Origin of the sequence: Dyadobacter sp. CY312, assembly GCF_021390535.1 — a bacterium.
Classification (GTDB): domain Bacteria; phylum Bacteroidota; class Bacteroidia; order Cytophagales; family Spirosomataceae; genus Dyadobacter.
In genome coordinates this window covers 332,246-357,975 of the sequence record NZ_JAJUXG010000009.1, presented here as the reverse complement: position 1 = coordinate 357,975, position 25,730 = coordinate 332,246, and the positions used below count along the sequence as shown (strand labels likewise).

18 protein-coding genes are annotated in these 25,730 nt (G+C 41.8%); 4 read left to right on the top strand and 14 right to left on the bottom strand.

Features of this window, described 5'->3' with window-relative positions; all coding sequences use genetic code 11:
• The first annotated feature begins 90 nt into the window (after positions 1-90).
• Positions 91-1,518, top strand: a complete 1,428-nt coding sequence (locus LZG71_RS14650; protein ID WP_233821484.1) for an L-serine ammonia-lyase — start codon at positions 91-93, stop codon at positions 1,516-1,518.
• Positions 1,519-1,591: 73 nt separating this feature from the next.
• Positions 1,592-2,098: a thioredoxin family protein gene (locus LZG71_RS14645; protein WP_233821482.1), complete on the top strand. Its 507-nt coding sequence runs from the start codon at positions 1,592-1,594 to the stop codon at positions 2,096-2,098.
• Between the two features lie 123 nt (positions 2,099-2,221).
• Here LZG71_RS14645 and LZG71_RS14640 read toward each other — a convergent pair whose 3' ends face one another.
• The 4 genes from LZG71_RS14640 to rsmA all read right to left on the bottom strand — a co-directional run bounded on the left by LZG71_RS14640 (position 2,222) and on the right by rsmA (position 6,613).
• Entirely contained in the window at positions 2,222-3,271 is a 1,050-nt protein-coding gene (locus tag LZG71_RS14640) for a family 43 glycosylhydrolase (RefSeq protein WP_233821480.1), read from the bottom strand.
• 62 nt (positions 3,272-3,333) lie between these two features.
• On the bottom strand, positions 3,334-4,293 hold the full coding sequence (locus LZG71_RS14635) for a glycoside hydrolase family 43 protein (RefSeq protein WP_233821478.1): 960 nt from the start codon (positions 4,291-4,293) through the stop codon (positions 3,334-3,336).
• 77 nt (positions 4,294-4,370) lie between these two features.
• Positions 4,371-5,723 carry a magnesium transporter gene (gene mgtE / locus LZG71_RS14630; protein WP_233821476.1) on the bottom strand — a complete coding sequence of 451 codons (1,353 nt, stop codon included), beginning with the start codon at positions 5,721-5,723 and terminating at the stop codon, positions 4,371-4,373.
• 56 nt (positions 5,724-5,779) lie between these two features.
• Complete coding sequence (rsmA, locus tag LZG71_RS14625; protein ID WP_310587759.1) at positions 5,780-6,613, bottom strand: 16S rRNA (adenine(1518)-N(6)/adenine(1519)-N(6))-dimethyltransferase RsmA; 834 nt, start codon at positions 6,611-6,613, stop codon at positions 5,780-5,782.
• Positions 6,614-6,694: 81 nt separating this feature from the next.
• On the opposite strand from rsmA, the gene LZG71_RS14620 reads away from it, so the two are divergent.
• The gene (locus tag LZG71_RS14620; RefSeq protein WP_233821474.1) at positions 6,695-10,306 is read left to right on the top strand and encodes a PAS domain S-box protein; all 3,612 of its coding nucleotides are present in this window, start codon (positions 6,695-6,697) and stop codon (positions 10,304-10,306) included.
• 202 nt (positions 10,307-10,508) lie between these two features.
• Here the strand turns inward: LZG71_RS14620 and LZG71_RS14615 are convergent, their stop codons facing one another.
• The 8 genes from LZG71_RS14615 to LZG71_RS14580 all read right to left on the bottom strand — a co-directional run bounded on the left by LZG71_RS14615 (position 10,509) and on the right by LZG71_RS14580 (position 21,356).
• Entirely contained in the window at positions 10,509-10,949 is a 441-nt protein-coding gene (locus LZG71_RS14615; RefSeq protein ID WP_233821472.1) for a hypothetical protein, read from the bottom strand.
• Complete coding sequence (locus LZG71_RS14610) at positions 10,946-12,655, bottom strand: hypothetical protein (RefSeq protein ID WP_233821470.1); 1,710 nt, start codon at positions 12,653-12,655, stop codon at positions 10,946-10,948. Before LZG71_RS14610 ends, LZG71_RS14615 begins: the two co-directional genes overlap by 4 nt.
• 17 nt (positions 12,656-12,672) lie before the next feature.
• A complete protein-coding gene (locus LZG71_RS14605) occupies positions 12,673-13,884 on the bottom strand; it encodes a hypothetical protein (RefSeq protein ID WP_233821468.1) in 1,212 nt (403 codons plus the stop codon).
• Between the two features lie 11 nt (positions 13,885-13,895).
• Positions 13,896-17,510 carry a hypothetical protein gene (locus LZG71_RS14600; protein WP_233821466.1) on the bottom strand — a complete coding sequence of 1,205 codons (3,615 nt, stop codon included), beginning with the start codon at positions 17,508-17,510 and terminating at the stop codon, positions 13,896-13,898.
• Complete coding sequence (locus LZG71_RS14595) at positions 17,471-18,967, bottom strand: hypothetical protein (RefSeq protein ID WP_233821464.1); 1,497 nt, start codon at positions 18,965-18,967, stop codon at positions 17,471-17,473. Before LZG71_RS14595 ends, LZG71_RS14600 begins: the two co-directional genes overlap by 40 nt.
• 21 nt (positions 18,968-18,988) lie before the next feature.
• Positions 18,989-19,360 (bottom strand): hypothetical protein, encoded by a 372-nt coding sequence (locus tag LZG71_RS14590; RefSeq protein ID WP_233821462.1) that lies wholly within the window; start codon positions 19,358-19,360, stop codon positions 18,989-18,991.
• Positions 19,361-19,365: 5 nt separating this feature from the next.
• Entirely contained in the window at positions 19,366-20,622 is a 1,257-nt protein-coding gene (locus LZG71_RS14585; protein WP_233821460.1) for a hypothetical protein, read from the bottom strand.
• A gap of 296 nt (positions 20,623-20,918) precedes the next feature.
• Positions 20,919-21,356 (bottom strand): GNAT family N-acetyltransferase, encoded by a 438-nt coding sequence (locus LZG71_RS14580; RefSeq protein WP_233821458.1) that lies wholly within the window; start codon positions 21,354-21,356, stop codon positions 20,919-20,921.
• A gap of 177 nt (positions 21,357-21,533) precedes the next feature.
• Here LZG71_RS14580 and LZG71_RS14575 point away from each other — a divergent pair, with 177 nt between their 5' ends.
• Complete coding sequence (locus tag LZG71_RS14575) at positions 21,534-24,410, top strand: outer membrane beta-barrel protein (RefSeq protein WP_233821456.1); 2,877 nt, start codon at positions 21,534-21,536, stop codon at positions 24,408-24,410.
• Positions 24,411-24,484: 74 nt separating this feature from the next.
• On the opposite strand, the gene LZG71_RS14570 is transcribed toward LZG71_RS14575, so the two are convergent.
• On the bottom strand, positions 24,485-25,093 hold the full coding sequence (locus LZG71_RS14570; RefSeq protein ID WP_233821455.1) for a LysM peptidoglycan-binding domain-containing protein: 609 nt from the start codon (positions 25,091-25,093) through the stop codon (positions 24,485-24,487).
• 78 nt (positions 25,094-25,171) lie between these two features.
• Positions 25,172-25,666: a 5-(carboxyamino)imidazole ribonucleotide mutase gene (gene purE / locus LZG71_RS14565; RefSeq protein WP_233821453.1), complete on the bottom strand. Its 495-nt coding sequence runs from the start codon at positions 25,664-25,666 to the stop codon at positions 25,172-25,174.
• Between the last annotated feature and the right edge of the window lie 64 nt (positions 25,667-25,730).

Here is a 25,730-nt window from a genome sequence, read left to right as displayed (position 1 = left end):
CAAAACAGACGGTGATGCAAAGGTACTTTGGATTAGCAAAAGTAGTGCATAGCCGATGGGAGGGCCGAACAGACTAAACACCTTTAACCTGTGAAAGAAGAACGCATTTCCGTTTTCGACATTTTTAAAATAGGCGTTGGACCGTCGAGCTCGCACACCCTAGGTCCATGGAGAGCAGCTCAGCAGTTTTTAAATAAGTTTGGAGACACAGTGGGTCTTCAAAATGTAGAGTCAGTCAAAGTGTTTTTATATGGTTCGTTGGCCAAAACGGGAAAGGGGCATGGTACAGACATAGCAGTAATCTTAGGTCTAAGCGGTCATGATCCGGTAACGATTGATACAACACTTATTGACTCCATTTTAGCAGAAATTGCCTCTAAGGAAACGATTCTCTTACAAGGAGATATGAAGATCAGTTTCACACCCAAATCGGACGTGGTTTTCCAAATGAAGGAATCGCTACCTTTTCACCCGAACGGTTTGACTTTTACAGCACAATGTGGTAGCTATGGTGAACGCTCTGAAACTTATTTTTCAATAGGTGGCGGCTTTGTAATACAGGAAAATCACACGGACGAGGAAGTTACACAAGTTGTGAAATTACCCTACCCAGTCGATACAGCCGGCGATTTGCTGAAATGGCATAAGCTTACGGGAAAACCAATCTGGCAAATCGTGTTGGACAACGAGTGTGCATGGAGAGAAGAATCGGTGATCCGGAAAGAGCTTTTGAACATATGGTATATCATGAGAGAAAGTATATTTCATGGTACGCAAACTGACGGAATCCTTCCCGGCGGACTTTATGTGCAGCGCCGTGCCGCAGCGTTGAACAAGAAATTACTTCATGATAAAATCTGCCTGGACTATAACCGGTGGCTGGAACTGGTGAAGTTGTCCGGAAGCGGGTTCAAGTACACTTTGGATTGGGTCAGCTGCTTTGCGTTAGCAGTTAATGAAGAAAATGCCTCATACAGCCGCGTTGTTACTGCACCCACCAATGGCGCTGCGGGTGTGATTCCGGCAGTTATCCAATATCATATTGCTTTTTGTGATGGTACTGAGGAAGATGTATTTCGCTTCTTGCTTACTGCTGGTGAAATCGGTAGTATTTTTAAGAAAGGAGCTACAATTTCGGCTGCCATGGGTGGTTGTCAGGCGGAAATAGGCGTTTCGTCAGCAATGGCGGCGGCCGGGCTCACAGAGGTACTCGGAGGAAGTGTCGAACAGTGCCTGATGGCTGCTGAAATCGCTATGGAACATCACCTGGGAATGACCTGCGATCCTGTGGGTGGGTTGGTTCAAATCCCTTGCATTGAGCGAAATACGATGGGAGCCATTAAGGCAATCACCGCTTGCCAGTTGGCCTTGCAGAGCAATCCTGGGAACGCAAAAGTTTCGTTGGATAATGTGGTAAACACGATGTGGCAAACAGCTCTGGATATGAATCACAGGTATAAAGAAACATCGGAAGGCGGGTTGGCAATCAATATTCCGATTAGTCTGAGTGAATGCTGATCAGTAGCTATTGGCTCTGAGCTTTTAGCAACATACTTAGCCTAAAATAAACTGTCAAAAACTTATTAACTACATGAAAAACTTTATTGCGAGGAAGAATATTCTGATGCTTTTTGTACTTCTGACTTTGTCCATTTTGAATGCTCAGGCTCAGAAAGTAAATATTTACAATCCTGAGGCTGATGCAAAAGCGGAAATTGCCGAAGCAGTTGCAAAAGCAAACAAGAGCGGAAAACATGTATTGTTGCAGCTAGGAGGGAATTGGTGCAGCTGGTGCATTCTTTTTGATAAACTCGTGAATAGCAATGATACGCTGAAAACTTTCAGGGATCAGAACTACGAAATGCTGCATGTCAATTATAGTCCGGAAAATAAAAATGAGGCTGTTTTGGCTTCACTGGATTATCCGCAAAGATTCGGATTTCCTGTTTTCGTCATTCTGGATGGTAAAGGGAAGCGTTTACATACTCAGAACTCCGCTTACCTGGAAAAAGGCAAAGGTCACGATCCTGCGAAGGTGTTGGAGTTTTTTCAGAGCTGGGCACCCGAGGCTCTGAACCCTGACAATTATAAGAAATAGAAAGTGAGCTAATGGCTATTAGCCATTAGCTCATCCATCATTGGCTATGATGAGGCAGTAAATTGACATTCGAATGCAAATGCCTGTTCACTCTAAACTGTCAACTCAGACACTCCCTTGCACTCACTCCGCCGGTACAGCAAGTTTTTCACCTGCTTTCACCGGAATGCCAAAATTGGGCGTTCCATCTGCATTCCATGTGAATTTCTGAGCCCTTGGTGACCGAAATCTGCCACAACCCTGTCCGGGTTCCGAATTGGCATGGTACAAAATCCAGTCTTCTTTGCCATCCGGTGATTTAAAAAACGAATTGTGCCCCGGTGCATAAACCTTATTCTCTGGCGATTGTTTGAAAATGGGTTCAGGAGATTTTTTCCATGAATTGGCATCCATCAAATCGGCCGTGGCGGAAGTTTGAAGCATTCCCAATGCGTAATAATCTGTCCAGCAGCCGCTGGCAGAGTAAATGATAAAGATTTTATCTTTATGTTTCAGAAACTGAGGACCTTCATTTACATTCACATGCGGAGGATTATTCGGGTCGTTCAGGTCTCCATGTTTTTCCCACTCAAAATCGCTTCCTGAGATTTTGGTACGTTTTCCGGACATGGTCCAGGGGTTGTCCATCTTGGCAATGTATATATTCTGCTGGCCGTTTTTGTCTCCTTCCCATCCCGACCATATCATATAGTACTGGCCTTTGTTTTCAAAAATATCTCCGTCAATAGCCCATTTGTCGTCCGGGGTGGCAACTTTTCCCTTAAAAGTCCATTCACCCTGCATAGGATCTGCGGATGCATTTTCGATCACATACATGCGGTGATTATCGTTTTTGCCATCATCTGCTGCAAAGTACATGTACCATTTCTTATTGATGTAGTGCAGTTCCGGAGCCCAAAGTTCTTTGCTATACATCGTTCCTTGCGGCGGTGTCCAGATTGTCTTGCTTTCTGCGGTAGCCAGGTCTGCCAGGTTCTTGGTCTTCCAAAGCACGAGCTTGTTTTGCACCGTATGTGTGTAATAGTAGTATCCATTTTTATGGATGCTGTATGGATCGGCGCCGGAAGGCAAAAGTGGATTAGTGAAAGTTTTGGTACCGCTTTGAGAATAGGTGAAGGAATATGCTAAAAGCAGAATCAGGGATAAAACTAGTTTTCTGTAGTTCGTTTTCATTGTTTTAAGAAACGATGTTAAGGTGTTTGGTTTAAGGAAAAAGTAATAAGTGCTAAGTTTTACTATTGTTGTTTTTTCGTTGTTAAAAACTGGAAACTTTTGAAGTCTATAACCGGCTTTTCGTGGGATCCGTTGTCTTTTGCAAACTTCGCTTTGACGATGGCTGTTTTTCTCTTGCCAACAGCTGTGGGTGAGTTGTGCGTATGAAAAACGTAGTTGAGCCCCCCTTTTTCATCCTTATAAAAATCTCCGTGCCCGGTACCGTTTTGTCCTACATCTTCTTTATCCAGGATGGGGTTGCTGGCATATTTTTTCCAAGGACCGAGAGGGCTGTCACTTGTGGCAAAACCCACAGCGTAATCCGGATTTCTAAAATCATTGGCGGTGTAAAATAAATAATAAACACCGTTTCGCTTTATCACAGTCGGACCTTCTGCAACCGGCCAATCCGATTTTGCAGTATTCTCCCATCCGTTTTCTGCATGAAGGCATTCTTTTAAGGTTTCCGGAATAGTTTCAGAAAGATCACTTTTCATTTGTGCCACGAATAACCTGTTGCCTTTTTGCAAGCGCACATGATACAAATAGATTTTCCCGTCGTCATCGAAGAAGATGTAGGGATCAATTTGTTTTACGGAAGCTTTGAGCTCTGTTTTATTTTCCTGAATAAATGGACCAATGGGTGAATCTGCCTTTGCAATGGCGATGTTTTCGTTGGCTACATAGGCCATGTAGAACTTGTTGAGGTGGGAGAAAACCTGAGGTGCCCAAAATCCTTTATCGCCATATACATCTCCTTTTTTTAAGGCATACCCTTTGTCAAGCCAGTCTTTCTGATTGGTGGAGCTGTATACTTTGAATCCGTTGCCGGCGCTTCCTTCCACAGTGCCGTAGAGATAATAAGTACCTTTGGAATACAAAATCGCAGGATCGGCCAGGTATATCTGTGAATCTGACGTGGTTTGTCCCTGAGAAACCAGGGTAATGAGCAATGAGAATAGAGATAAAAAAAATGCTTTCATACCAATGATGTTTGATATCGAAAGCATTTGTATGCGTTTGTTTACTTAAATGGTTATCAAGAAACGTGATCTGAGGTTTAAAGATCGAGCAATACATGTGCAAGCCCGAAGTACACCGCGTACCCGATTAAGTCGTTGGCGGTAGTGATGAACGGGCCAGACGCAACAGCGGGATTTATGCCAACTTTTTCCAGTGCGATTGGCGTGACTGTCCCCATAAAGGATGCAAGAAAAACCACAGACATTAAGGCTGCTGACACGACCAAAGCGAGTTGCATTTCATTTCCGATCAGGAGATTGAATCCGAAGACAATACCGCTGATGATAAACCCATTAATTAGTGCCACGGCGAGCATTCGAATGAGTCGCTCACCCAGTCCTACATCAAGCCCGCTTTTATCGGCAAGGCTTTGCAGTATAAGGGAAGAGGTTTGAATACCTACGTTTCCGCCTGTGGATCCTATAATCGGGATGAATGCGGCCATTGCAGGAATTACTTTGAGATCCCCTTCAAAATAACCAATGAATTTGGCAGCAACCATTCCGCCCATCATGCCCACAAGTAGCCAGGGTAAACGCGCTTTGGTTTGTTGGAAAATGGTATCGTCTTCTTCCACATCCCCCGTAATACCGGCCATTGCCATGGTATCCGAACTGGCCTGTTCGGTAATAAAGTCGATCACGTCATCAATCGTGATCCTTCCCAGCAGTTTGCCCTGAACATTCACTACGGGCAGCGTGTCAAGGTCATACTTCTGCATCAGCTCTGCCACCTCTTCCGCAGGACGGTAAGTCTCCACAAAGATTACATCCTTGTCGTACAGGCTTTCAATTTTGGTGTTTTTGTGCGCAAGAACGATTTTCTTAAGAGAAAGCAAACCAAGTAATTTGCCGCTTTCGTCCGTAACATAAACCGCATATACACGCCCCACATCTTCGGCCTGCTTGCGAAGTTCTTCAATACACTCGTTTACCGTCCAGTTTACATTCGCTTTCACAAGCTCTTTCTGCATCAAACCACCGGCAACGTCTTCGTCGTAATGAAGCAGGTCAAGAATGAAACGAGCCTGTTCACGGTCTTCAAGCAAAGCAATTACTTCTTCTCTAACCTGAATCGGCTGCTCATTGAGCAAATCCACGGCATCATCCGAATCGAAAAGATTAACGTAACGGGAAATTTCTTCCGAAGTGAATGCTTTAAGGAAATCACGACGGTCGTTCTCATCCAGGTCTGCAATAATTTCAGCGCCCGTTTCAGTTTCAAGCTGTGTTACCAGAAATTTGGCATGATCCGTATCCAATTCAGAAAGCAAACTGGTAATGTCGGCCGGGAAAAGCCCCTCCATGCTTTCTCTTATACCTTCGGAATCGCGGTTATCTATTAATTCCTGTATCTGATCTACGTACTCTTTCGTTAATTCAAACGTCATTTTTTTCGGCTTTAAGCTGTTTCTTACTAGCGACTAGCCTCTCAATTCGCTTTTGTCTATTCTTCTTCGTCGGCAATGATATCCCCGACAGGCTGTCCCAGCTCCTGTGCCAGTTGTGTAAGTGTCACAAATTCTGCCACGCTGAGTTGTTCGGCACGTTTGGTGAGCAACGGGTGGTCGGGCATTTCGCCAATCGGTTTCAGTGCATTTCTCAACGTTTTCCTGCGTTGATTGAATGCGGTTTTAACCACCCTGAAAAACATTTTTTCGTCGCACTCCAGTCTTTCCGTCGTATTTCGCCTGAGCCTAATTACCCCCGACTGCACTTTGGGAGGTGGGTCGAATGCTCCCGGAGGAACCGAAACAAGGTAATCAATATTGTAAAATGCCTGCAATAGAACGCTTAGAATACCGTAATCCTTATTTCCCGGAGGAGATGCAATTCTCATAGCAACTTCCTTTTGCAGCATACAAACAATTTCAGGAATCTGATCCCTTATCTGAAGCGCTCTGAAAAATATCTGCGAAGAGATGTTGTATGGAAAGTTTCCGATGATCGCAAATGGATCGGGGAATGCTAATGAGGTATCATATTTCAGAAAGTCACCCTCAATAATGCGTGGTGTCAAGGCTTCATAATGCTTTTTTAAATAGGCTACCGATTCCGTATCGATTTCGATCACATGCGTTTCGTAGGCCTCGTTTGTTAGCAAAAATTGGGTCAAAACACCCATGCCTGGTCCAATTTCGAGGACTTTGGTGTAACCTGAATGCCCGGTGAGACCATCTACGATCTGCCTTGCAATGTTCATATCTTTCAGAAAGTGCTGCCCCAAATGTTTTTTGGCACGGACTTTCGAGTCGCTCCGATTTTTATAATTACTTTTCACATGCCAAAATTACGTCTTAATTCGTAGATTTAACGAATAAAGAATAGGAACGAACCTTAAAAAATACGAGCAAAGGGAACTATGGAAATGATATCGTCCCAGACGGACTGGCATACCATACATGCTACACTTCATCATCTGAATCTAATCGGCGTAACCTTTTCACCGGACTTCATCATACAAAATATTAGTGCCCATGCCCTTATGAAAACCGGCTGGACAGAACAGGAACTGATTGGTCATAGTCTTTTCGATAAACTAATTCCGCAGGATGAAGCTGATGAAATAAAGCAAATGCTGGAAGAGGGCATTCAGGGAAAAAGGAAACTGGAACAGCGTGAGGTGCCATTTCTTGCCAGCAAAGGAACATTGCGTACTTTTTCCATTAATTCTGTTCTGGTTCAGACGGAGGAGGAAAGTGTTAAATGCGTAACGCTTGTGGGTGATGACATTACCCGCAGAAGACGAATGGAGTCGTCGATAGCCAAGTCAAATTCGCAATTGCAGGATTTGGTGGATAACACCAGCGACCTTATTCAACTGGTGGCTATGGACGGGAAGTTCATCTTTGTAAACAAAGCCTGGCGCGAGGTACTCGGCTACGGCCTGGATGAAATTGCTTCTATGCGGATGCAGGACATTATTCATCCACAGCATAAAGAGGAAGCAGAAGCACAGCTGAAACTTATTGAGCAGGGAATATCAAATCCCAATTTTGAGGCAGTTTTCATAAACAGAGACGGTAAAAAAGTGTTTGTTACCGGTAGTGTTAATTGCCGTTTCGACAACGGGAAACCGACCGCGTTCCGCTGCATATTAAATGATTTTACTGAAAAGATCAGAGCAGAAAAGGCGCAGAATCTGTATTACAGTATTGCAAACTGGACTCTGAATGCGCAAAATCTGGACGATTTTTACCATACGATTCATGATGAGCTCGGCAAAATCATCGATGTAAAAAACTTCTTTATAGCCCTTTACGACCCAAGCAAAAGTTACCTCTATTTTCCATACTACGTAGATCAGTATTTCAAAGGCAACGTACGATTTACACGCCGGAGACTTGGTAATGGTGTTACAGAATATGCTATTGCGTCCAATAAACCACTGTTTTTATCAGGGCAGGATATTGAAGAGCTAGCTAAAACAAACAGCCTTCACCTGTATGGCGTCACACCACAACAGTTACTTTGTGTGCCGTTGCGTATTGGCGACAGGGTTACTGGTATCATAGGCGTGAAGTCATACGACGATGCTAAAATGTTTGATGCGCGGGATCTTGAACTTTTGGAATTTATATCTGGTCAGGTTGCACTGGCCATTGCGAGGAAGCAAAGCGAGGAGGAGCTAAGCAAATACGTGGCCCGCCTGAATGCCATTTTTGACAGTAGCTCCCATCTGATCTGGTCTGTGAACAAGACTTTGCAGTTGACTTCTTTCAATAAAAATTATGCCGATCTTATTCATTCTGAGGTAGGTGTAAGACCGACGTTACAAGTGAGTGCCGAAAAATTTGGATGGAGAATGGTTGGCGTGAACAACCGCCGTACGCTCGATGCCAAGTACAGACAGGCATTGCGTGGCGAACCGCAGTATTTTGAATTTAAGATAGATAAAAAGGATGGTGGGGAAATGTGGCTGGAATTTTACCTGAATCCGATCCGCTACGCCCAGGGTGTAATTGAGGAAGTTTCGGGTATTGCACGCGACATCACCAGACGTAAAGAAGCGGAATTGTCGCTGCGGCACAGCGAAGAGCTTTTCCGTGGTATTTTCGAAAACTTGCAGGATATCTATTGCCGTATCAACCGTCATGGTATAATCAGCATGATAAGCCAGTCGGTGCTGAAACGGCTTGGCTACCTGCCCGACGAAGTAATCGGGCATCCGGTGTCAGAGTTTTTCATGGACCGGAAAAAGATTCATTCAGCTCTTATAAGACTTAGGAAAAGTCGAAGTCTGCGAAACTTCGAAATAACACTCAACAGGAAAGATGGAACAGAGCGCCAGTTCATGGTGAACATGCTTCTTTTTGTAGACGACAAAGGAAAACCTGCGGAAGTGGCAGTACTGGCGAGAGATATTACCGAATTGAAACGCAACGAGCTTGAATTGCTGAAAGCCAAGGAACATGCGGAGCGCTCACTGAAAGTAAAAGAAGGGTTTCTTGCCAACATGAGTCATGAGATTCGCACGCCAATGAATGGAGTGATTGGTATGATAGACTTGCTGGGAGAAACGCCGTTAAACGTTGAACAAAAAGATTATGTGCTGACAATCAAACGCTCGTCGGAAACCCTGCTTCACATTTTGAATGATATTCTGGATCTTTCAAAAATTGAAGCTGGTAAAATGGAGCTGCACGAAGCACCAATAGCCGTAGAAGAGCTATTGCTGAAACTTGTATCCCTGTTCGGACAAACCGCGAAAAGCAAAGGCAACACGTTATCCTATTACATTGCGTCTGATCTGCCGAAATACATCATCGCGGACCAGACCAGGTTATTACAAATCCTATCCAACCTCACCTCCAACGCGTTGAAATTTACTGAAAACGGTGCGGTGAAAGTTTTCCTGACGTCTGTTAAAAGAGATGGTCTTTTCAATAAGATCAAAGTGGAAGTCCAGGATTCAGGGATAGGAATCAGCGCGATGGACAAGCAGATATTGTTTACGTCGTTCACTCAGCTCGACAATTCTTCTCGTAAATCGTTTGGGGGCACGGGCCTTGGTCTTGCTATTTCCAAGCAGCTTTGCGAGCTCATGAACGGAAGCATCGGCGTGGAATCGACCCCAGGGGAGGGGAGTACATTCTGGTTTACCTTCGAAACCACCGAAACTTCCATGGCTCAGGTGAGTACAACCAAAGAACTCGAAGAAGTGCCGATCCAGGATGTGTTTGCCAAAAATCATCCCACGATTCTATTGGTTGACGATAACGCAGTGAACAGAAAAGTCGCGAATGAAATACTTAAAAAAGCAGGTTGTGTGGTGGATTTGGCCGAAAGTGGTTATCAGGCCATTGACAAGGTTGAAGAAAAGGCGAACTCCGGAAACAGAATGTATGACATCATTTTTATGGACATACAAATGCCGGATATGGATGGCGTAGAAACCACTTCCGAACTCAAAAGGCGCTTCACAGATTTACCTCCGATTGTAGCAATGACTGCCTACTCCATGAAAGAAGACCGCGATCGGTTTATAAGCCAGGGGATGGACGATTACATTGCCAAGCCTATCCGTGCGCAAACACTTATTCATAAGGTCAGAGAGCTTTTCTCAGATTCAGTAGAACACAAGGTTGAGTCAAAGCAGGCCGAAGAAGCCAAGGAAATGACATTGCCGGTTCTGGATCGGGAGATTATTGATCAGCTTAACGGTATCGGCGGGGCTGACCTGGTTCTGTCGGTTTTTGAAGATTTCGTAACAGAATCGGATGAGCTGGTTGCAGGAGCCATCGAAGCATACGCGACAGGCGACATTGCTACCGTGAAAAGTAATTTGCATACACTCAAAGGTAGTGCCGGAACGGTAGGTGTTTCACAAGTTGCAGAAATTGCCAGGGATGCAGAATGGCGATTAAAATCAGATGATACCAGCACCTTAGCCGCGGCCTTGCCCGAATTGCAGAAGGCTTACACCAGGTTTTTGGAAAGCTATGAAGGGATGTTGGGGGAATGGTTGAAGTAGGAGGGGAGATAGATAGAATAATATATCTTTAAAAAGAATGATATATTATTCTATCAAAACAGCCTACCACAAACGAATACCAACTTTCGCGCCGAATTTGATAAGGTAGGCATCGGCTTTTTCGTTCATAGAGATCCAGCCGTGAATCACCTTTTCCAATCGATGATGCTTTTACAAAAAGTTCTTCTGCGCTTTCGTATCTCTAATTTTCCGCCGCCTGAATGGCTTTATTTAATATTTCATTCAATTTCGTACGGTTTGTCGAAGACAAATCTTTTTGATTCCTACCGTCTGGTACAACCTCTCCAGTAACCTTACCATCAGATTTTTTCTTAGATTTCTCTACAACAAATGAGGCTAGTATTATTAAACCTACACCTAAGAGCAAAGTCAATATCGGGTATATAAGTAACTTGTAGTCAAGTTTATATTTTTTTATTGAAACAAATGAACCAAATACAAGCCCGATCAATAATCCAAAAACCATCCACATTAAAACTGGTGGAATGCTACCTGAAATGAATAAAAGATTGTCTATTGGGACAAAGAAAAAGGAACTTACTTTTCCAAGAAAACCACGCAATAAGTAGGCAAACAAGGCAGCTATTGCCAGAGACAAAATTATGGATCTTCCATCTTTCATATCTTCTCATATTTTTTAACCAAACTGAAGGAAAATATCCCGCCTAAAATAAACAGAGCAAATAGGAAAAATGCCAGTAAAGGTGAATTATTAATAATGTTATCAGGATTTCCCACTTCTACATTGTGAACTAACCAACCCTTGTAACCAGTGAAAACGCCCAATAGAAATCTGAAGGCACCAAAGTAACAAGCCGTCAGGAAGCCGTAGAGTACAAGTTTTGTAATGTAGGCTTTTTTAGGAAAAACAACTTTTATATCGACAGGTATAACAATATCCTCGTAAACAGAAGATATTACGAGTTCCAGATGATAAAGCTCCTCTTTTTGCAGTAAAAAGGTATCAATGATGATATCGAAATTTTCACTTAGCTTGCCTTCCAGATTGTTAAATTCTAAAATATCCTTATTCAGTGAAATACCCTCCTTCGTAAATTTAAAATAAACCTTTGCTTTGGTATACCCGTCATCCTTCAAAGAGATATTGATGGTATGGTTTACGGTAAGACCACCATCAATAGCCAACAGTTGTATCTTTTCCTGGTCAGCTACAAGCTTGGGTTTGTTAGAAAAAATATTGATTATATGAAACAGTGCCTGAACCATACCAAGCCTGATTTCTCCCTCTGAATAATACGTAGCATTGGAGATAAACTCATAACTCGCGGCAATTTGATCGTTCCAAGTCTCTTTGCCAATGCCGGAAAACCATTCATGAATATTCCGGGCTGCCATGGATTCTGCAACGTCAGGCCAGATAGAAAAATCTGTCTTGGCGTAATTTGAAAGAGCTTCAGGTGTCAGGAATCTTAGATTCTTGATAAAAAAAGGTAGGCTAGCGTCAGTTTTATACAGGAATCTTAGAAAACTATTGAGATCGTACTGATTAGAAAGATTTAGGGCTATCCCCGGATCCGACTCCCGAATCCAGATATGCAGGATTCCTTTGCTGTATATTTCCTTTAAAGCTTCATACCCTTTTGGAGTTTCACATGCTTTTTGCAACAAAGCGGGAACTTCTGTGTAAAGTTCGTCCTCAAAACGAAAAGGTAAACGGGGGTTTAATTTATAGAGAATTCGTAAATAGCGCTTTTCCGAATCAAATTCCTCTTCAATAATTCTCGCAAATTCGTCTGCTTTTGATGCGCTCTTCGTCAAAGCAGTGACAAGCCCGGGCAGGTAATTTCCGTTTCTCAGAAAATATTTCGCGTCGTCTTTATTATTGAATGAGATATCGCCAAGCTTGCTTAATGAATTAGCCTTTTCACCAAGCCATTCCACTTCAATCAGACTTTCCTTATAATCCAGCCAGACTAAATCGGTCATCCATTTATTCTGAATAGACAATGGATCGGCGTGATTTATCTCGCGCGGTTTAAAATCTCTTTTTTTTAACTCCGCTATAACATATTGCGTAATAATATTTCTGTTAACGCTGTCTCCAACAAGCAACGCAATTTCCTCAAATTGCTCTGTCGTCAAGATACCTTTGCGAAAAATCAGTTCAAGTTTAGTATTAATGATCTCATATGGTCGCCAGTCAATTTCTGAATAGACCTGTTGTATAAGCTGATTTAATTGTCCAAGATTAAAATCAAGTTCCCTTCCGTCTGACACCAAATTGGGATATTCCGTTATTTTTATATCGCCATGATTTAAAATAAGCAAATCCTTTAATTGCTGTTTCAGGCTTTCTATTGACGCCATTTCGTTGAATATTTCTGTTAACTAAAACTAATCTGGATCGGCTTAACAATCAGCCATTTGCTACCTTGTAGTTTCAATTCACCAGGTATATCCGTGTTAATCAAACTATTGCCGGATGGAAAAGTATCATATTGACTTGTCTTTCCCAGAAAATAGGGAGAGTTTGAAAGCGCATAACGTTGCGCATTTTGATTACCGGATATTTTAAACGAAGCAGTATTAGGAGACAAAATAGTCAGCTCGAATATTGTTTCGCTATCCTCGTCATCCAGCAATTCCTGAACAGAAAATCCATCTCCCTGGTCTGCGTACCTCGCATATTTTACAGACGGTTCTGATTGAGAAACAGCAACCTGCTGCACCGGATTTTCTATTTCCGGCACGATAGAAAGCCGTTCATTTCTTTCGACCTCAGCGTTTAAATTATCCTGAAGAACTGCAATTTCTACCTCCGCTTCTTTCAATTTTTGCTTAACGGCTTTCAATTCACTACTCAAATTTTTCGACTGCCATTCTGTACTTCCGTTCTTGTGGAGGTGGTCATCCAAAGCCTTGCTGCTTTTGTCGATAACTTGATTTTTATTGCGAAGCACCCATAGTAAAAACAGGATAACGGCCAATAGAAGCAGGATAATGATGTATGACATGTCTTTTGAAATGTCTGGTAAAAACGCAAAAAAACTGGCTGATTCTGATGATTTTTCTGACATTACTTTTACTGGTTCTGTTACCTTTGGTTCAACAACAACGCTTTGTTTCTCCTCTATTTTTTGAATATCAGGCACATCTTCAATGGGCTCCGATATGGATACATTTTCAATAATTGAATCCAGCCTGTTTTTATAAGCATCATAATTCGAAAACTTCTTCCGATTACTTTTGGGACCCGATGTAATTTTTGTAATTACTTGGTCTTTAAAGCCGGTCAGGCTCTTTTTCCAGTTTGAAACGCTTCCATCAACCTCTATTGATTGCCAGTCGCCGATCAGTTGATCTGCTTTTTTTATTTTGTTATTCTTGACAAAAATTACCAGTTCTTCATAACTTTTACAACTTGGGCATTGCCTTTGCTTAGCATCTTTAAATGTTTCTTTGTCAGACGCCAAAAATTCAATACTTTCTTTTACGATCTGAAATTTCGCTTCCCTGATTTGTTTATCCGCATCATTGTCAGCCTTTACTGATAAATTCGAAACCAAAAACACAAAGAAAACAACCCACTTTTTCATTAAACAACCGGTTAGATTTCTGTTATACTTTTTGAAAGCCGATACAATGCGTCTTTCAAAGCGAAGAAAAATAGTGATTCCGAAATCTCGTTTTCACCTTCCTGCTTATGTAAACCCTGTAAAACTTTGCGATAACTGTCGTAGACGAAACCTTCTCCGTTGAAAATATTATTGTTCCACTGCAACAGTCTCAATGATTCTTTAAGACCGTTGATTTTAAAATCTTTCAGGAATTTCGTGATATCCGGATTGCTGAGTGTTTTTTCCAAAAACTCATTAAGGTTGGTAAGCACTGCAACATTTAGCGGACTATCAACTTCGAACGTATCCGAAACATTGAATTTGCCTGCACCGGTTAAAAGCTTTAATTCCAATTCCGGATTTGTCTTTGGATCAAAGCCCGGATGTATAAAATCCATATTTTTTCTATACTTCTCTTTCTCATCTTCCGAAGCCAAAGCATATAATATGGAACCATTTGCAGTGATCTCTTTCGGATTAGAATTTAAGTGAATTTTAAATCCAGATTGGAGCGGTTTCGTTGTATATGCGTTAATTAACAAACGGGTAAAATCTTCCAGATCGCGCTCATCTCCACCACAAAGCAGTTTAATATACTGACTTCCTTTTCCGGTAAAAGACAAATATCTCGGCAAAGGATAACCCTTAACTTCAATCAACTGTACCAAATGGAAAATAATGGCGCTATAATGCAGATAAGGAATAATCAGCAAATCCGGATTTCCAATCGTAATGGAATCGCTGAATTTAAAGTCGTCATACCGGAAAAGTAAACTCACCAAATCATCGGCACTAAGATTTGTGTCGTCCTTTACCTTATTGAAGTATTTTATCTCATTCGGACTGATGTTATTCTTCTTTTGATAACCTAGGTAATTTCGGATAAAACCGTTGTCTTTTAGTTTGTTCCGATACCCATTCCCCCAAATATCACTACCCGCAAAACGGAATGAAGTTGTTAAATATTTATCAATCCGGTTTCCGGCAGATTCCATAAACATCATCACGTCCGTCGTGCCGCCACCAATATCCACGTTCACCACATTGGCCGTATCCTGAATATCTGTGTCCGATTTGGTCAAAAAGAAATAAGGAGCTACGGACTCCGGGATTGGATCTAGTAGTTTGGCCCCCGAATTTTTGAAAACATCTTTAAAAGCACTATCCAGGACTTTTCTCAGCTCCGACTTAATCCCCCGTTCCATACTCAAGGGAACGGACCAGACCACTTTCAAATCAGCCGGATTACCATAATTCAGAATTATTTTTGCTCTGATTTGCAGTAAAAGCTGTTTCAGGAATGCACTTACCCGACTTTTATTCGAATCGTTATTATCGTTTTCCAGCAGCCATTTCAAGTTGGTCGTGTAATTCACATTGCTCGCCTGAACTTCCTCCTGATCAATGTAATAACCAATATTGATGTGACTGAATAACGACTTGTTCTGAATATTGTTAAAGGAAACAATTTCGCAGGTCGCCGTTTTGAACGGATAGGAGATATTTTGCCCCGCTCCTAAAACAGGCGGCAAAAACTCTCTTCTTAATGTCAAATCCATCCAACCGGAATTGCCATAGGAATCGAATTTATTCCCACCCGATTCATTCCGGCCGGGCGCATTAAGCAAGACCATTTGTTGGTCCTGCTCACCGATATCAAATGGCCTTGGCAACGCCTCGCCATTTTGCATGTAAGCAATATGCGTATTTGACGTTCCAAAATCTATGGCAAATGTATAAGCTTTGGTAAGGTTATCTTTATTAAAAGTTTTCGTTTCGAAATTCGGAATAATTAATCCTCCGGAATCAATTTCATTTGGATCAGAATATGCCAGCTGAATGTAATCAAAGGCTTCTTTGATTTTATAAAATCTTGATGTTGAACCCGAATTTCCTGCATTGATATCCGACCAGGTAGACCGCTCATCCACGGTCGCATTAAGCTTCGTCGCGTCGGCAGCAAAGTTCTTGAAAGAATAAAACTCCAATGCTTTCAACGACATTTTCTCATTTCTTTCTGCCAAAAGAATGGTATACTCGTTCAGGTCTTTTAGTCTCGGATCGGAATCATTGATCTGATAGAACGGAAATATCCCCAAATCCGAACGATATTCAACAATAGATTTGCCCTTCTCATACTTCCTTGAAAAAACGACCTCGGAAACTCCTTTCCTGTTTTTTACGGGTATTTTAAGATTCGCTGTAACCTGCCCGTCGCTTAACTCAATCGATAGATTGTTTTTCAAATCTGCCAGGTTGAAGAAGTTGAAATATTCCTTCCTGATAGGCAGTAAATATTTAAAATCGCCGCCAAAACCTGTGTAAAACTTTCCTCTGTTGATGTTAAACGGCATTTCTACCAGAGAATCTTCCAGGAAATCATCAATTGTGAGAAAAGGATATGTGACCGTGGTAAGGGCATTTCCCTGTGGCAACTTTCTCTCAAACAAAGGAACTCCCCGGTGATAAAAATCCTTAATCCGTGTGGATGAATTCCATGGAATATTTTTCTCCATGTAGTCTCCAGGGATATTCATTCCGTCGACTAAAACCAAAGGTGGTTCAACAAGCTGCTGCTCATTTTTATCGTTATACTGTTCCCGATATTTTGTCTCCGTAGCCCGGATGATAAAATCGCTGACCGATTTTATTTTTTCCTTTTCTTTTTCTTCCTTTTGATGGAAAAAGAAAAGTCCGTTAACGGTCAGAAATTTCCCGTCAACATTCGTTTTGATCTTGCTGTATTCAGCATCCATCAAACTGACGCCCGCCTGCTGATAATCGGGAAACTGATGTCTGAAATCCGAAAAATAACGATCCACCGTTTTGTTCAGATACTTTCGAAAGCCATCCGCTTTGGCAAATGCCGGTTTAAATTGAAGCGAAAGTTTATAAATATATTCGATGAATTCCCGGTCTCTTTTGAACAGCGGACGGTAATCATTGCTGAAAAACAATTTCCCGTCGGAGCTCTGCGGAATTGTTTTGATATCGTTATTCTTGATGTACCGCGCCCAGTTTGGCGTTGTAAAAAATAAGGAAAGAGGTGAAGTGCCGCCTAATAATTTATTCTCATAAAAAATCAGGAAAAGGCTGTCCATTTCCGAAAATCTGTCACTGTCCTTATCATTGAAAATCTGTTCCAGTGATTTTGCCAGCAGACTGTGTGGGTGATCCTTACCTCTTTCTTTCAGTCTGCCAATGTTTTCCTGAACTTTCCATTCCTTGAACCAGATCTTTTTGCCGGGACCGATTTCAGAATTTTTGGCATTAAACAAGAGTTGAAACACATCCAGACAGTCGGATACGAGCTGATGATAAATCGTATTTCCATCCAGATTTCCACGATCCGAAGCGACAATTTGAAAGGCAGTATCAAAAAGTTCAAGCCGCGCCATGGGTGAGGGAATCGAAGTTCCCGCCTTGGACGCACCTCTGCCAAAAGCGATATTTTCAGGATCAAAACTGGCAGGATCAATTCCTGTGCTTTGACTCCAGTCTTGTATTTCGTTCGGATTGTAACCCGGATATTTTCTAAAAATGTATGAAGGCATGGCTATGAGATTTAGATCATGGATGGAAGTGCTTCCAGTTTTTTGTAGCATTCCATAGAAATACGGTTGAGCAATTTAAAGAAACGTTTATCCTGATCCGGGATGCTTTTCTTTAACTCATCTTCCAGTTTTCCCAGCTCAGTTTTCAGAAATGCTTCTGAAATTCCAGCCTTGGTTACTATCCCCAGTACTTTCTTGACCTCAATCGGCTTTTCTCTCACCAGCGCATTCAGATCCTGACTCAGATTAAAAGGCTGAAATGTTCTCTCATTTCCGGACATTTCTAACAGCCAGTTTTTGTAATGTACCGAAAAGAAAGCGGTCAGGTTCTGGTAAAATTCGTTATTCGAGTATTTATCAGCCAAGTTTAATTCCTTGTAAAAAGCTTCGTTACGAAACTCTGGCAATGTTTCCAGATAAATTTTCATGGCGTAAGTAAGCTGCGTCAGCGGCTCCATCACCGTTTTGGCAGTATTTGGATAAAAATGCCTGATGTCAATTACCTGATCTTCTTTCTTTATTCCGTAATCAAAATATTGTGTTTGACCCCTGCTCGCAAAATTGCCGTCCGGTTTGTTAACGAAGTCAATGATGGCAGTGGCACCAATTAATTCTATCAGGTGAGCACTGTTTTTCTGTTCAATGCCGCCTTGTTTGTTTTCATACTGTTTCAGCGGTCGGTCCCACAACTGATAAAAACAATTGATCTTACCATTCAGATATTTGAGATAATAGGAAAGTGCTGCTTCGGTTTTAGAGTTAAACATATCCGAATTGATAGCACTTTTACTATCGTCGGTGACATTAAAATAAGGCATCACAGTAAGCGCACCATATTTATTCCCACGCAGTTTTTCTTCCTGTTGCAGCAATTTCACCAACTGTGGAAAACCGGAGGAACCTGTCCCTCCAAAAATAGAACTAGCTATAAATATTCGGTCATGTTCTCCAATACTTTTCAACACAAACTTAAACTCCTTCGTATTGGCCAGGTTATTGAAAACAACGCATCCAATGTTTGGATTTCCTTTAAAACCCTGATTTAGTTTCAGATTTAATTCTGTATTTGGGTCGTCGTGGCTGGAATTGTCGTAAAGCGCTTCAAGCAGATCCATGTTAATATCGCCCACAAGTTCACCTCTCGGGTCAAGATACTCAATGAATGATTTTTCAAGATTTTCAAATTGCAATTGAAATGAATCATCAAGCCCTTCTGAATAATCGTTCTCCGGTGTAATAGAGCTCAATGTATTCAGGTTGGCATTGAAGAAACCGTCTCGAATTTCTTCGGTGTTGCTATACCCGTGTGAGCGGATAAATTTATAGGTTTTAAGCGCCGCCAATGCCCTGCTCGTGTCGGCATTATCCGCATCGACGTCAATAATAATCGGGATAATTTTATTTGTATCGTTAAGTTTTGCACCTGCCGCGAGCAGCATTGTCAAAGAGCGAACGATCCTCGCCCCTGTTCCACCAATTCCAAAAACAAACGTATTTCTTGTAGGCATAATCTGTGCTAAATCGACGGGTTAAAAGGGAGTGCGCTTGGCGAAAATCGAAAATCTTTTCAACAAGATTGAAAACAGGACGTAGTAAACAAACGCATAGAGGGTGTTGACCATTGCAAAAGTATAGAAGAAAGAATTTTCACTTTCCTCGGTGACCGTTTGCGCATGGTTGTAGGCGAAGCCGAATGCGATGATCAGTAAAATGACCATGGTGATGACCCAGTGAATGGTTTTGTCCCAGACAGGCCTGCTTCTTCCCAGAATTATGTAAAACACAAGCGTGAAAACAAAGGCGAAAACCAGTGTAAACAGACCTACAAAAGGATAAATATCTGTTGCAAAAATCGGATCCGGATTTTGTCCGCAAAGCAGCTCATAAAGAAATTCAAACATGGAAGCTATTTTTTTACAGGTATTGAAATATGAATAAAGTTGTCATTTGAATTTTCGTAAGCCTCGCGAACACCATCAATCAGGTGTTCAAAAGCAAAGGTTTTTCCCGGAATAGAATCCAGATTTCTGTCGTCCATGGTCGACATGGCTTTGTATCCATTGTCATAAACCAGTGGAAGTTTGAGATCAATACTACCCTTATCTTTATAGAGATCCAAAACTTCAATAACGATTACGTGCGAATTATTGGTCAAAAAGCCCTTTTCTCTTTTTAAATTCGATTTATCTACCTCTTCGGTACGTAAAATTTTCTTAATCCTAAATTCTAAATTTTCAGACGACGTTTTAAAATGTTTAATTAAATAGTCTGGACTCGAAATAGAGTTTGGAAGAGAAGATAAATCCACTGCGATTGCAAATACAGCTGGATTTTTTTTCGACACTTTCAGTTCGGAAATTTCTTTATCTTTTGGCTGCCATTCACCTGACTTTTCGTAAGTAAAAAATGTTTCAAAATCGTCAATGGTTTTATCAAACAACCCGAAGTTAAGATCAAGAACCGGCTTAAAATTATTTAGATCTGCGAGTTTTTTGTTGAACTTGCTTACCAGTTCTTTGTTCCCGATCACCCACAGATAGTAAGGCCTTTCCTGGCCATCCAACTTCAATTTTGCATTTTGATAGGTATAATAATTACCAAAGAAAGCCGAATTAAATCCGTACAAAGAAGCCGAAATATTGTCCCTTTTCAATTTCAGAAAAGTTGATTTAACCAACGCTTTCAACTCACCCGGCGCCTTTTGCTTATTAATTTCGGAATTGGCTTTAATGACATTATCCGGATAAGACAAAATACAGTCCGACACAAAAAGAGAAATATCGTTGGAATCTGTTTTACTGGCAATCATTTCCAGAATTCTATGCATTTCCGAGCTTTTCTCGTTGGCAACTTTTGTCGTAGAAATTTCGCGGATGAAATCCTTGGTTGAACCCGTATACGGTGTCAGTGAATCAGCAACGTAATAGAGTTTAAGAGGACCTTTACCAAAAGATTCCTTTCCTTCAATATCCACTAAAAGATTGGGGATGTCCTTTACAAATTCAGTCGAGCCGTTGAAATAACCCGCCATACTGGCTGAGGTTTCCATGAAAAAGTTAACCTTGCCGACTTCCTTGTCGGGCACTTTCTCTTCTTTATGTTCTTTTTTCGAGCAACTGAATACCACGATTAACAAAGCAAGCAGATACAAATATTTCTTCATCTATTATAGTATTGTATTTAGGCTAATGGATTTCCAATATATAAATATTTGTTGGTAGGTTGTATATGGCACTTCCCAAAGAAGTGTGCTGTCGTACTTTTGTGGGTAAATCAAACATCCCTCGTTTACTTCAACAACCTTTCAGACACATGGCCAACCTCACCCGAATCCAGGGTTTGCACCTTGACCAATCCGCTTTTCTTTCCCAGTAGTCTGATCAGCAATTCATGTATAGCGCGCAGCGCAACTTTTAGTAGAGTTTAAAATTCTTATAGGGTGATTTCAGTCATTTCCTATCACAATTCCAAATGCAATATCGGAAAGGCATTGCCTTCTCCATCAATTTCCGAACGACCGGTTTGCTTGAATCCCAAACCAGTATAGAATCTTACAGCCAACGGGTTTTGCTCGTTCACATCCACTTTCTGTATTCCCTTTTCATGAATAGCGAAGCTTGTGAGGGCTTTTCCAATTCCACATCCGAAAAACTCAGGATCTACAAATAACATTTCAATTTTGTCGTCCGACAAACCTATAAATCCTGCAATTTTGCTTTCATCCGTTTTGATACAAAAGGCATTCAAAGCTGGTAAATAGTCATTTGGTATCCGTGTTTTGTAAAACTGAATATGATGTTCGGAAAGAAAGTGATGCGTTGCTCTTACGGATGCTTCCCATACTTCCGTGATTTCAGGGTAATCGGTATTCGCAGCTGTATGAATGGTGTAGGTCATTTTTGAAGATTTTTTAACTCGAATTGGATATTCATTGGGTTTTAATTTCATCGGCAAATTTAGCTGGTTCATCTATAAAATGTCCCGTCTGGCAGATAAAAGCCGGTTTGTCCGGTTACATATTAAACTTTCCGGGGTAAACGTGCTCTAACCCTGCATAAACCTTTGTACGAAACCATGAAAAGATTATTAACTCTCTTTCTATTTGTGATATGCTGTTCGGTATCAGCGTACACACAGGCACAAAATGCACAGATAACTGGTGTTGTGCTCGATAGCACCGACCGCTCTCCTGTGGTTGGCGCGTATGTTGCCGTAAGCCGGGATGTGCCCGACGCCAAACCGGAGTATGTAACTACGGATGCAAAGGGTAAATTCTCTGTAAATGGGTTGAGTCAGAAGGTGACTTATCTGGTTAAAATTTCTTACCTGAGTTACAACGATCTAAATAAAAAAATTACACTCACTTCCGATACACAGGATCTGGGTACATTCGAACTCACTGAGGCTGTATCTACTTTAAAGGAAGTGAAAGTGGTAGGGCAAGTAACTGCCATGGAGCAAAAGGGTGATACCACACAATTTAATGCAGCCGCTTTTAAAACCAATCCGGATGCAACTACGGAGGATCTTATTCAGAAAATGCCGGGTATTACGGTTACAAATGGTGCCGTAACCGCAAACGGCGAGACAGTGAACAGGGTATTGGTGGATGGGAAACCGTTTTTTGGAGAAGACGCAGCACTCACGCTTAAATCTCTGCCAGCTGAAATCGTTGATAAAATTGAGGTCTTCGACAAATTGAGTGACCAGGCGCAGTTCACCGGCTTTGATGACGGAAGCGGTCAGAAAACAATTAACATTGTTACCAAAGCAGATCGTAAAGTTGGACAATTCGGTAAAATTTTCGCGGGGTACGGACTGGATGACCGGTATCAGGCCGGCGGAAATGTGAGCTATTTTAAGGGCAATCAGCGTATCTCGGTCATTGGAATGAGCAACAATATCAACAATCAAAACTTTTCTAATCAGGATTTACTTGGTGTAAGCGGCGGAGGTGGTGGGGGCGCCCGCGGCGGAGGCGGCGGATCTTCTAATAATTTCCTTGTGGGTGGTCAGAGCGGACTAACCGGCACCAACTCGCTCGGTTTAAATTATTCCAACAAGTTTGGTACGAAGGTAGACGTTACCGGTAGTTATTTTTTCAACAGGACCAATAATTCCAATTACCAAACCAACAGACAGGAGTATTTCCTGCAAGGCGGTGCGGGGAATCAGTTCAATAACGATACTAGTACTACCTCAAGCACCAATGCCAATCACAGGGTCAACTTCCGGATTGAATATGCCATTAACAAGAATAATACCCTTATTGTAACACCAAGGCTGAGTTTTCAGGACAACCGTTCTGCCAGTACAAAAGTGGGTCTTACGAGCCTGGGTGATGGTAGCTTGCTAAATGGTACGGACATTAACCGTAACAACAAAACAAACGGTTACAATTTTGGAAATGATGTACTTTACCGTCATGCGTTTGCAAAAAGAGGAAGAAGTATCTCTCTCAATGTAAATACACAAGTGAACGACCGCTCCGGAAATGGCCGGCTGTACTCACGAAACCAGTATTTTACCAATCTGGAAATGCCAGGAGACACCATAAATCAGGAGAGTTTTACGAATTCAGACGGGACTACACTCGGAACGAATCTGGTTTACACAGAGCCAATCAGTACGACTGGTCAACTTCAATTCAACTACGGACTTACTTTAAGTAACAGCAATTCCAGAAAGGAAACGTATAATCTGAATTTCGATGACAACACTTATCTGAATTTGGATACTTTGCTGACCAACAATTTTGATAACCGCTATACAACCAACAGAGCTGGTATATCGTATCGTTACCGGAAGAATAACTGGACAACCAATGTAGGTCTCGATTTTCAGAGCACTGGCCTTTACAGCAAGCAGCTTGCGCCGCGTGTAGCAACGGTTGATCAGTCATTCACTAATTTTCTTCCAAATTTCATGTTGATGTACCGTTCAAAGTCAGGGACACAGTTCCGTACTTTTTTCAGAAGCTCGACCAACCAGCCTTCAATTTCACAACTTCAAAACGTGATCGACAACAGCAATCCGCTGTCTCTGACTACTGGTAACCCGAGTTTGAAACAAGAATATCGCAATATGTTCAACGTTCGTTATTCCCTGGCAGGAGCGGAGCGTCCTTACAGCCTGAACGCGATGGTATTTGTAACGCAAACCAACAATGCTATTGTGAATTCCACTTTTATTGCACAGGAGCCAACCACCTTGCCGAACGGAATTGTTCTTGAACAGGGTGCCAAACTTACGTCGCCTATTAACGTGGACGGCAGCTGGAATGCCAGAACATTCTTAGCATACGGAAAGCCAATAGCTCCATGGAAACTGAATGTAAACGTAAACACAGGGTTCAATTATGTTCGCTCTCCGGGGGTAATAAACGAGGTTTCCAACTTTTCGAACACCTATGCTGTATCCCAGGGACTTGTAGTGAGCAGTAACATCAGTGAAAATTTGGATTTTACACTTTCGTACTCTGGTAACTACAATGTGGTCAGAAATACGATCCAGCCACGGCTAAACAACAATTACTACACTTCGGGAATAAGCGGAAGAATTAACTGGATATTTGGAAAAGGTTTTGTGGTACAAACGGATGTGAACAACCAGCAATACCGTGGATTGGGAGAAGGATTTAATCAGAATTTCACCTTGTGGAATGCAAGTGTTGGTAAGAAATTCCTGAAAAACAATGCTGGGGAGCTTAAACTGACTGTGTTTGATATTCTTAAACAGAACAACAGTATTACCCGTAATGTGACAGAAACCTACGTGCAGGATATGAGCAGCCAGGTTCTTACGCAGTATGCAATGCTGACATTCACGTACACACTAAGAAACTTCGGTAAAATGCCGGTACAAAATAACGATCGCCGACGCGACTTTGAAGGTGGCGGAGGTTTCCCGGGTGGTGGAAGAGGTGGTCAGGGTGGGGGAAGAGGTTTCTAAGCCAATCAAAATTCACAAATGAAAAGGGATCGCAAATTGACATCGCGATCCCTTTTTTGGTATTACGAGTGATATTACTTTCTCTCCGGAAACGGAATGATCAGCTTTTCTCCTCTTTCAGCAAAATCTTTTGTTTTGCCATTGGCCTTCATAATTGCTTCTTTGGTAACGCCGTATTTGCTGGCAACTACACGTAACACGTCACCAGGGCCAACAGTATGAACTGTTTTAACCTGAATTTTGAGTTGGGTTGTCCCTGCTTTTACATCCGACACAGATGAATTCAAACCCTTTACTGTTTCTGTTTTAAGATTATATCGGGAAGCAATGCTACTGAAAGTTTCTCCACTTTTTACTGAATGCGTGATTTGTTGTCCGCCGATAGACGAGGCCGAAACTTCCTTCACAGTCTCTTTTATTGGCTCAGGTTTGGATTCCTTCACTTTTTCCTGCGTTAAAGGCTGAGGTGTTTCTTCCGGTTCGGGAACGGCATTTGGATCGGGAGCTGGTTCTGCAACAACCGATGTAAGCTCTTCCGAATTTGAAGAACTGTCCGAGATGTATTCATAACCAACATAGAGCATTGCCAAAACCAAAAGAACCAGAACCGATAAAGTGATTATAGGCAGACTTGATTTTTCAACCGGGCGTACATTTCTTTTCTTAGGGAATTCGTCTTCCATAGCTCGTTGCTAATTCTATATTTTTGTGGTGACTCTTTAATGAAATGCTTGACTTTCCGCTACGAAAATAGCAAACAGCTAGTGTTTTTCAATCAGATTTTTTAATTCAGAGTTCATAATCGCCACTTTATCTTTCAGGCTTTCCTTGAATTCATCCAGTCTTTTACCTGTTTCAGCATCGCTTGCCCCAATAATCTGAGCAGCAAGTATACCGGCATTACGTGCGCCATTCAAAGCGACCGTTGCCACTGGAACACCGGATGGCATTTGCAAAATGGATAATACCGAGTCCCAGCCATCTATTGAATTGCTGGAAAGTACAGGTACGCCAATCACCGGTAGTGACGTAAGTGAAGCCACCATTCCTGGCAAATGTGCAGCACCACCAGCTCCGGCTATGATCACCTTCAATCCACGTGTTCTGGCTGTAGATGCATATTCAAGCATGCGTTCAGGCGTCCGGTGTGCCGACACGATCTCCATTTCAAACGCTATACCCAACTCTTTTAGTGCATCTGCTGCTTCCTGCATTACCTTTCTATCCGAAAGACTACCCATTATTATTCCAACCATTTTATTTAAATTTTGAGTTTTTTAGTAAATAGTTTATAGTTTCACCAGTTACCAAATTGTGAGA

Excerpts from the sequence above, each read along its gene's own strand:
- LZG71_RS14645 (WP_233821482.1), top strand. The coding sequence starts at position 1,592 with ATGAAAAACTTTATTGCGAGGAAGAATATTCTGATGCTTTTTGTACTT.
- LZG71_RS14640 (WP_233821480.1), bottom strand. The coding sequence starts at position 3,271 with ATGAAAACGAACTACAGAAAACTAGTTTTATCCCTGATTCTGCTTTTA.
- LZG71_RS14635 (WP_233821478.1), bottom strand. The coding sequence starts at position 4,293 with ATGAAAGCATTTTTTTTATCTCTATTCTCATTGCTCATTACCCTGGTT.
- mgtE (WP_233821476.1), bottom strand. The coding sequence starts at position 5,723 with ATGACGTTTGAATTAACGAAAGAGTACGTAGATCAGATACAGGAATTA.
- LZG71_RS14620 (WP_233821474.1), top strand. The coding sequence starts at position 6,695 with ATGGAAATGATATCGTCCCAGACGGACTGGCATACCATACATGCTACA.
- LZG71_RS14615 (WP_233821472.1), bottom strand. The coding sequence starts at position 10,949 with ATGAAAGATGGAAGATCCATAATTTTGTCTCTGGCAATAGCTGCCTTG.
- LZG71_RS14610 (WP_233821470.1), bottom strand. The coding sequence starts at position 12,655 with ATGGCGTCAATAGAAAGCCTGAAACAGCAATTAAAGGATTTGCTTATT.
- LZG71_RS14605 (WP_233821468.1), bottom strand. The coding sequence starts at position 13,884 with ATGAAAAAGTGGGTTGTTTTCTTTGTGTTTTTGGTTTCGAATTTATCA.
- LZG71_RS14600 (WP_233821466.1), bottom strand. The coding sequence starts at position 17,510 with ATGCTACAAAAAACTGGAAGCACTTCCATCCATGATCTAAATCTCATA.
- LZG71_RS14595 (WP_233821464.1), bottom strand. The coding sequence starts at position 18,967 with ATGCCTACAAGAAATACGTTTGTTTTTGGAATTGGTGGAACAGGGGCG.
- LZG71_RS14590 (WP_233821462.1), bottom strand. The coding sequence starts at position 19,360 with ATGTTTGAATTTCTTTATGAGCTGCTTTGCGGACAAAATCCGGATCCG.
- LZG71_RS14585 (WP_233821460.1), bottom strand. The coding sequence starts at position 20,622 with ATGAAGAAATATTTGTATCTGCTTGCTTTGTTAATCGTGGTATTCAGT.
- LZG71_RS14580 (WP_233821458.1), bottom strand. The coding sequence starts at position 21,356 with ATGACCTACACCATTCATACAGCTGCGAATACCGATTACCCTGAAATC.
- LZG71_RS14575 (WP_233821456.1), top strand. The coding sequence starts at position 21,534 with ATGAAAAGATTATTAACTCTCTTTCTATTTGTGATATGCTGTTCGGTA.
- LZG71_RS14570 (WP_233821455.1), bottom strand. The coding sequence starts at position 25,093 with ATGGAAGACGAATTCCCTAAGAAAAGAAATGTACGCCCGGTTGAAAAA.
- purE (WP_233821453.1), bottom strand. The coding sequence starts at position 25,666 with ATGGTTGGAATAATAATGGGTAGTCTTTCGGATAGAAAGGTAATGCAG.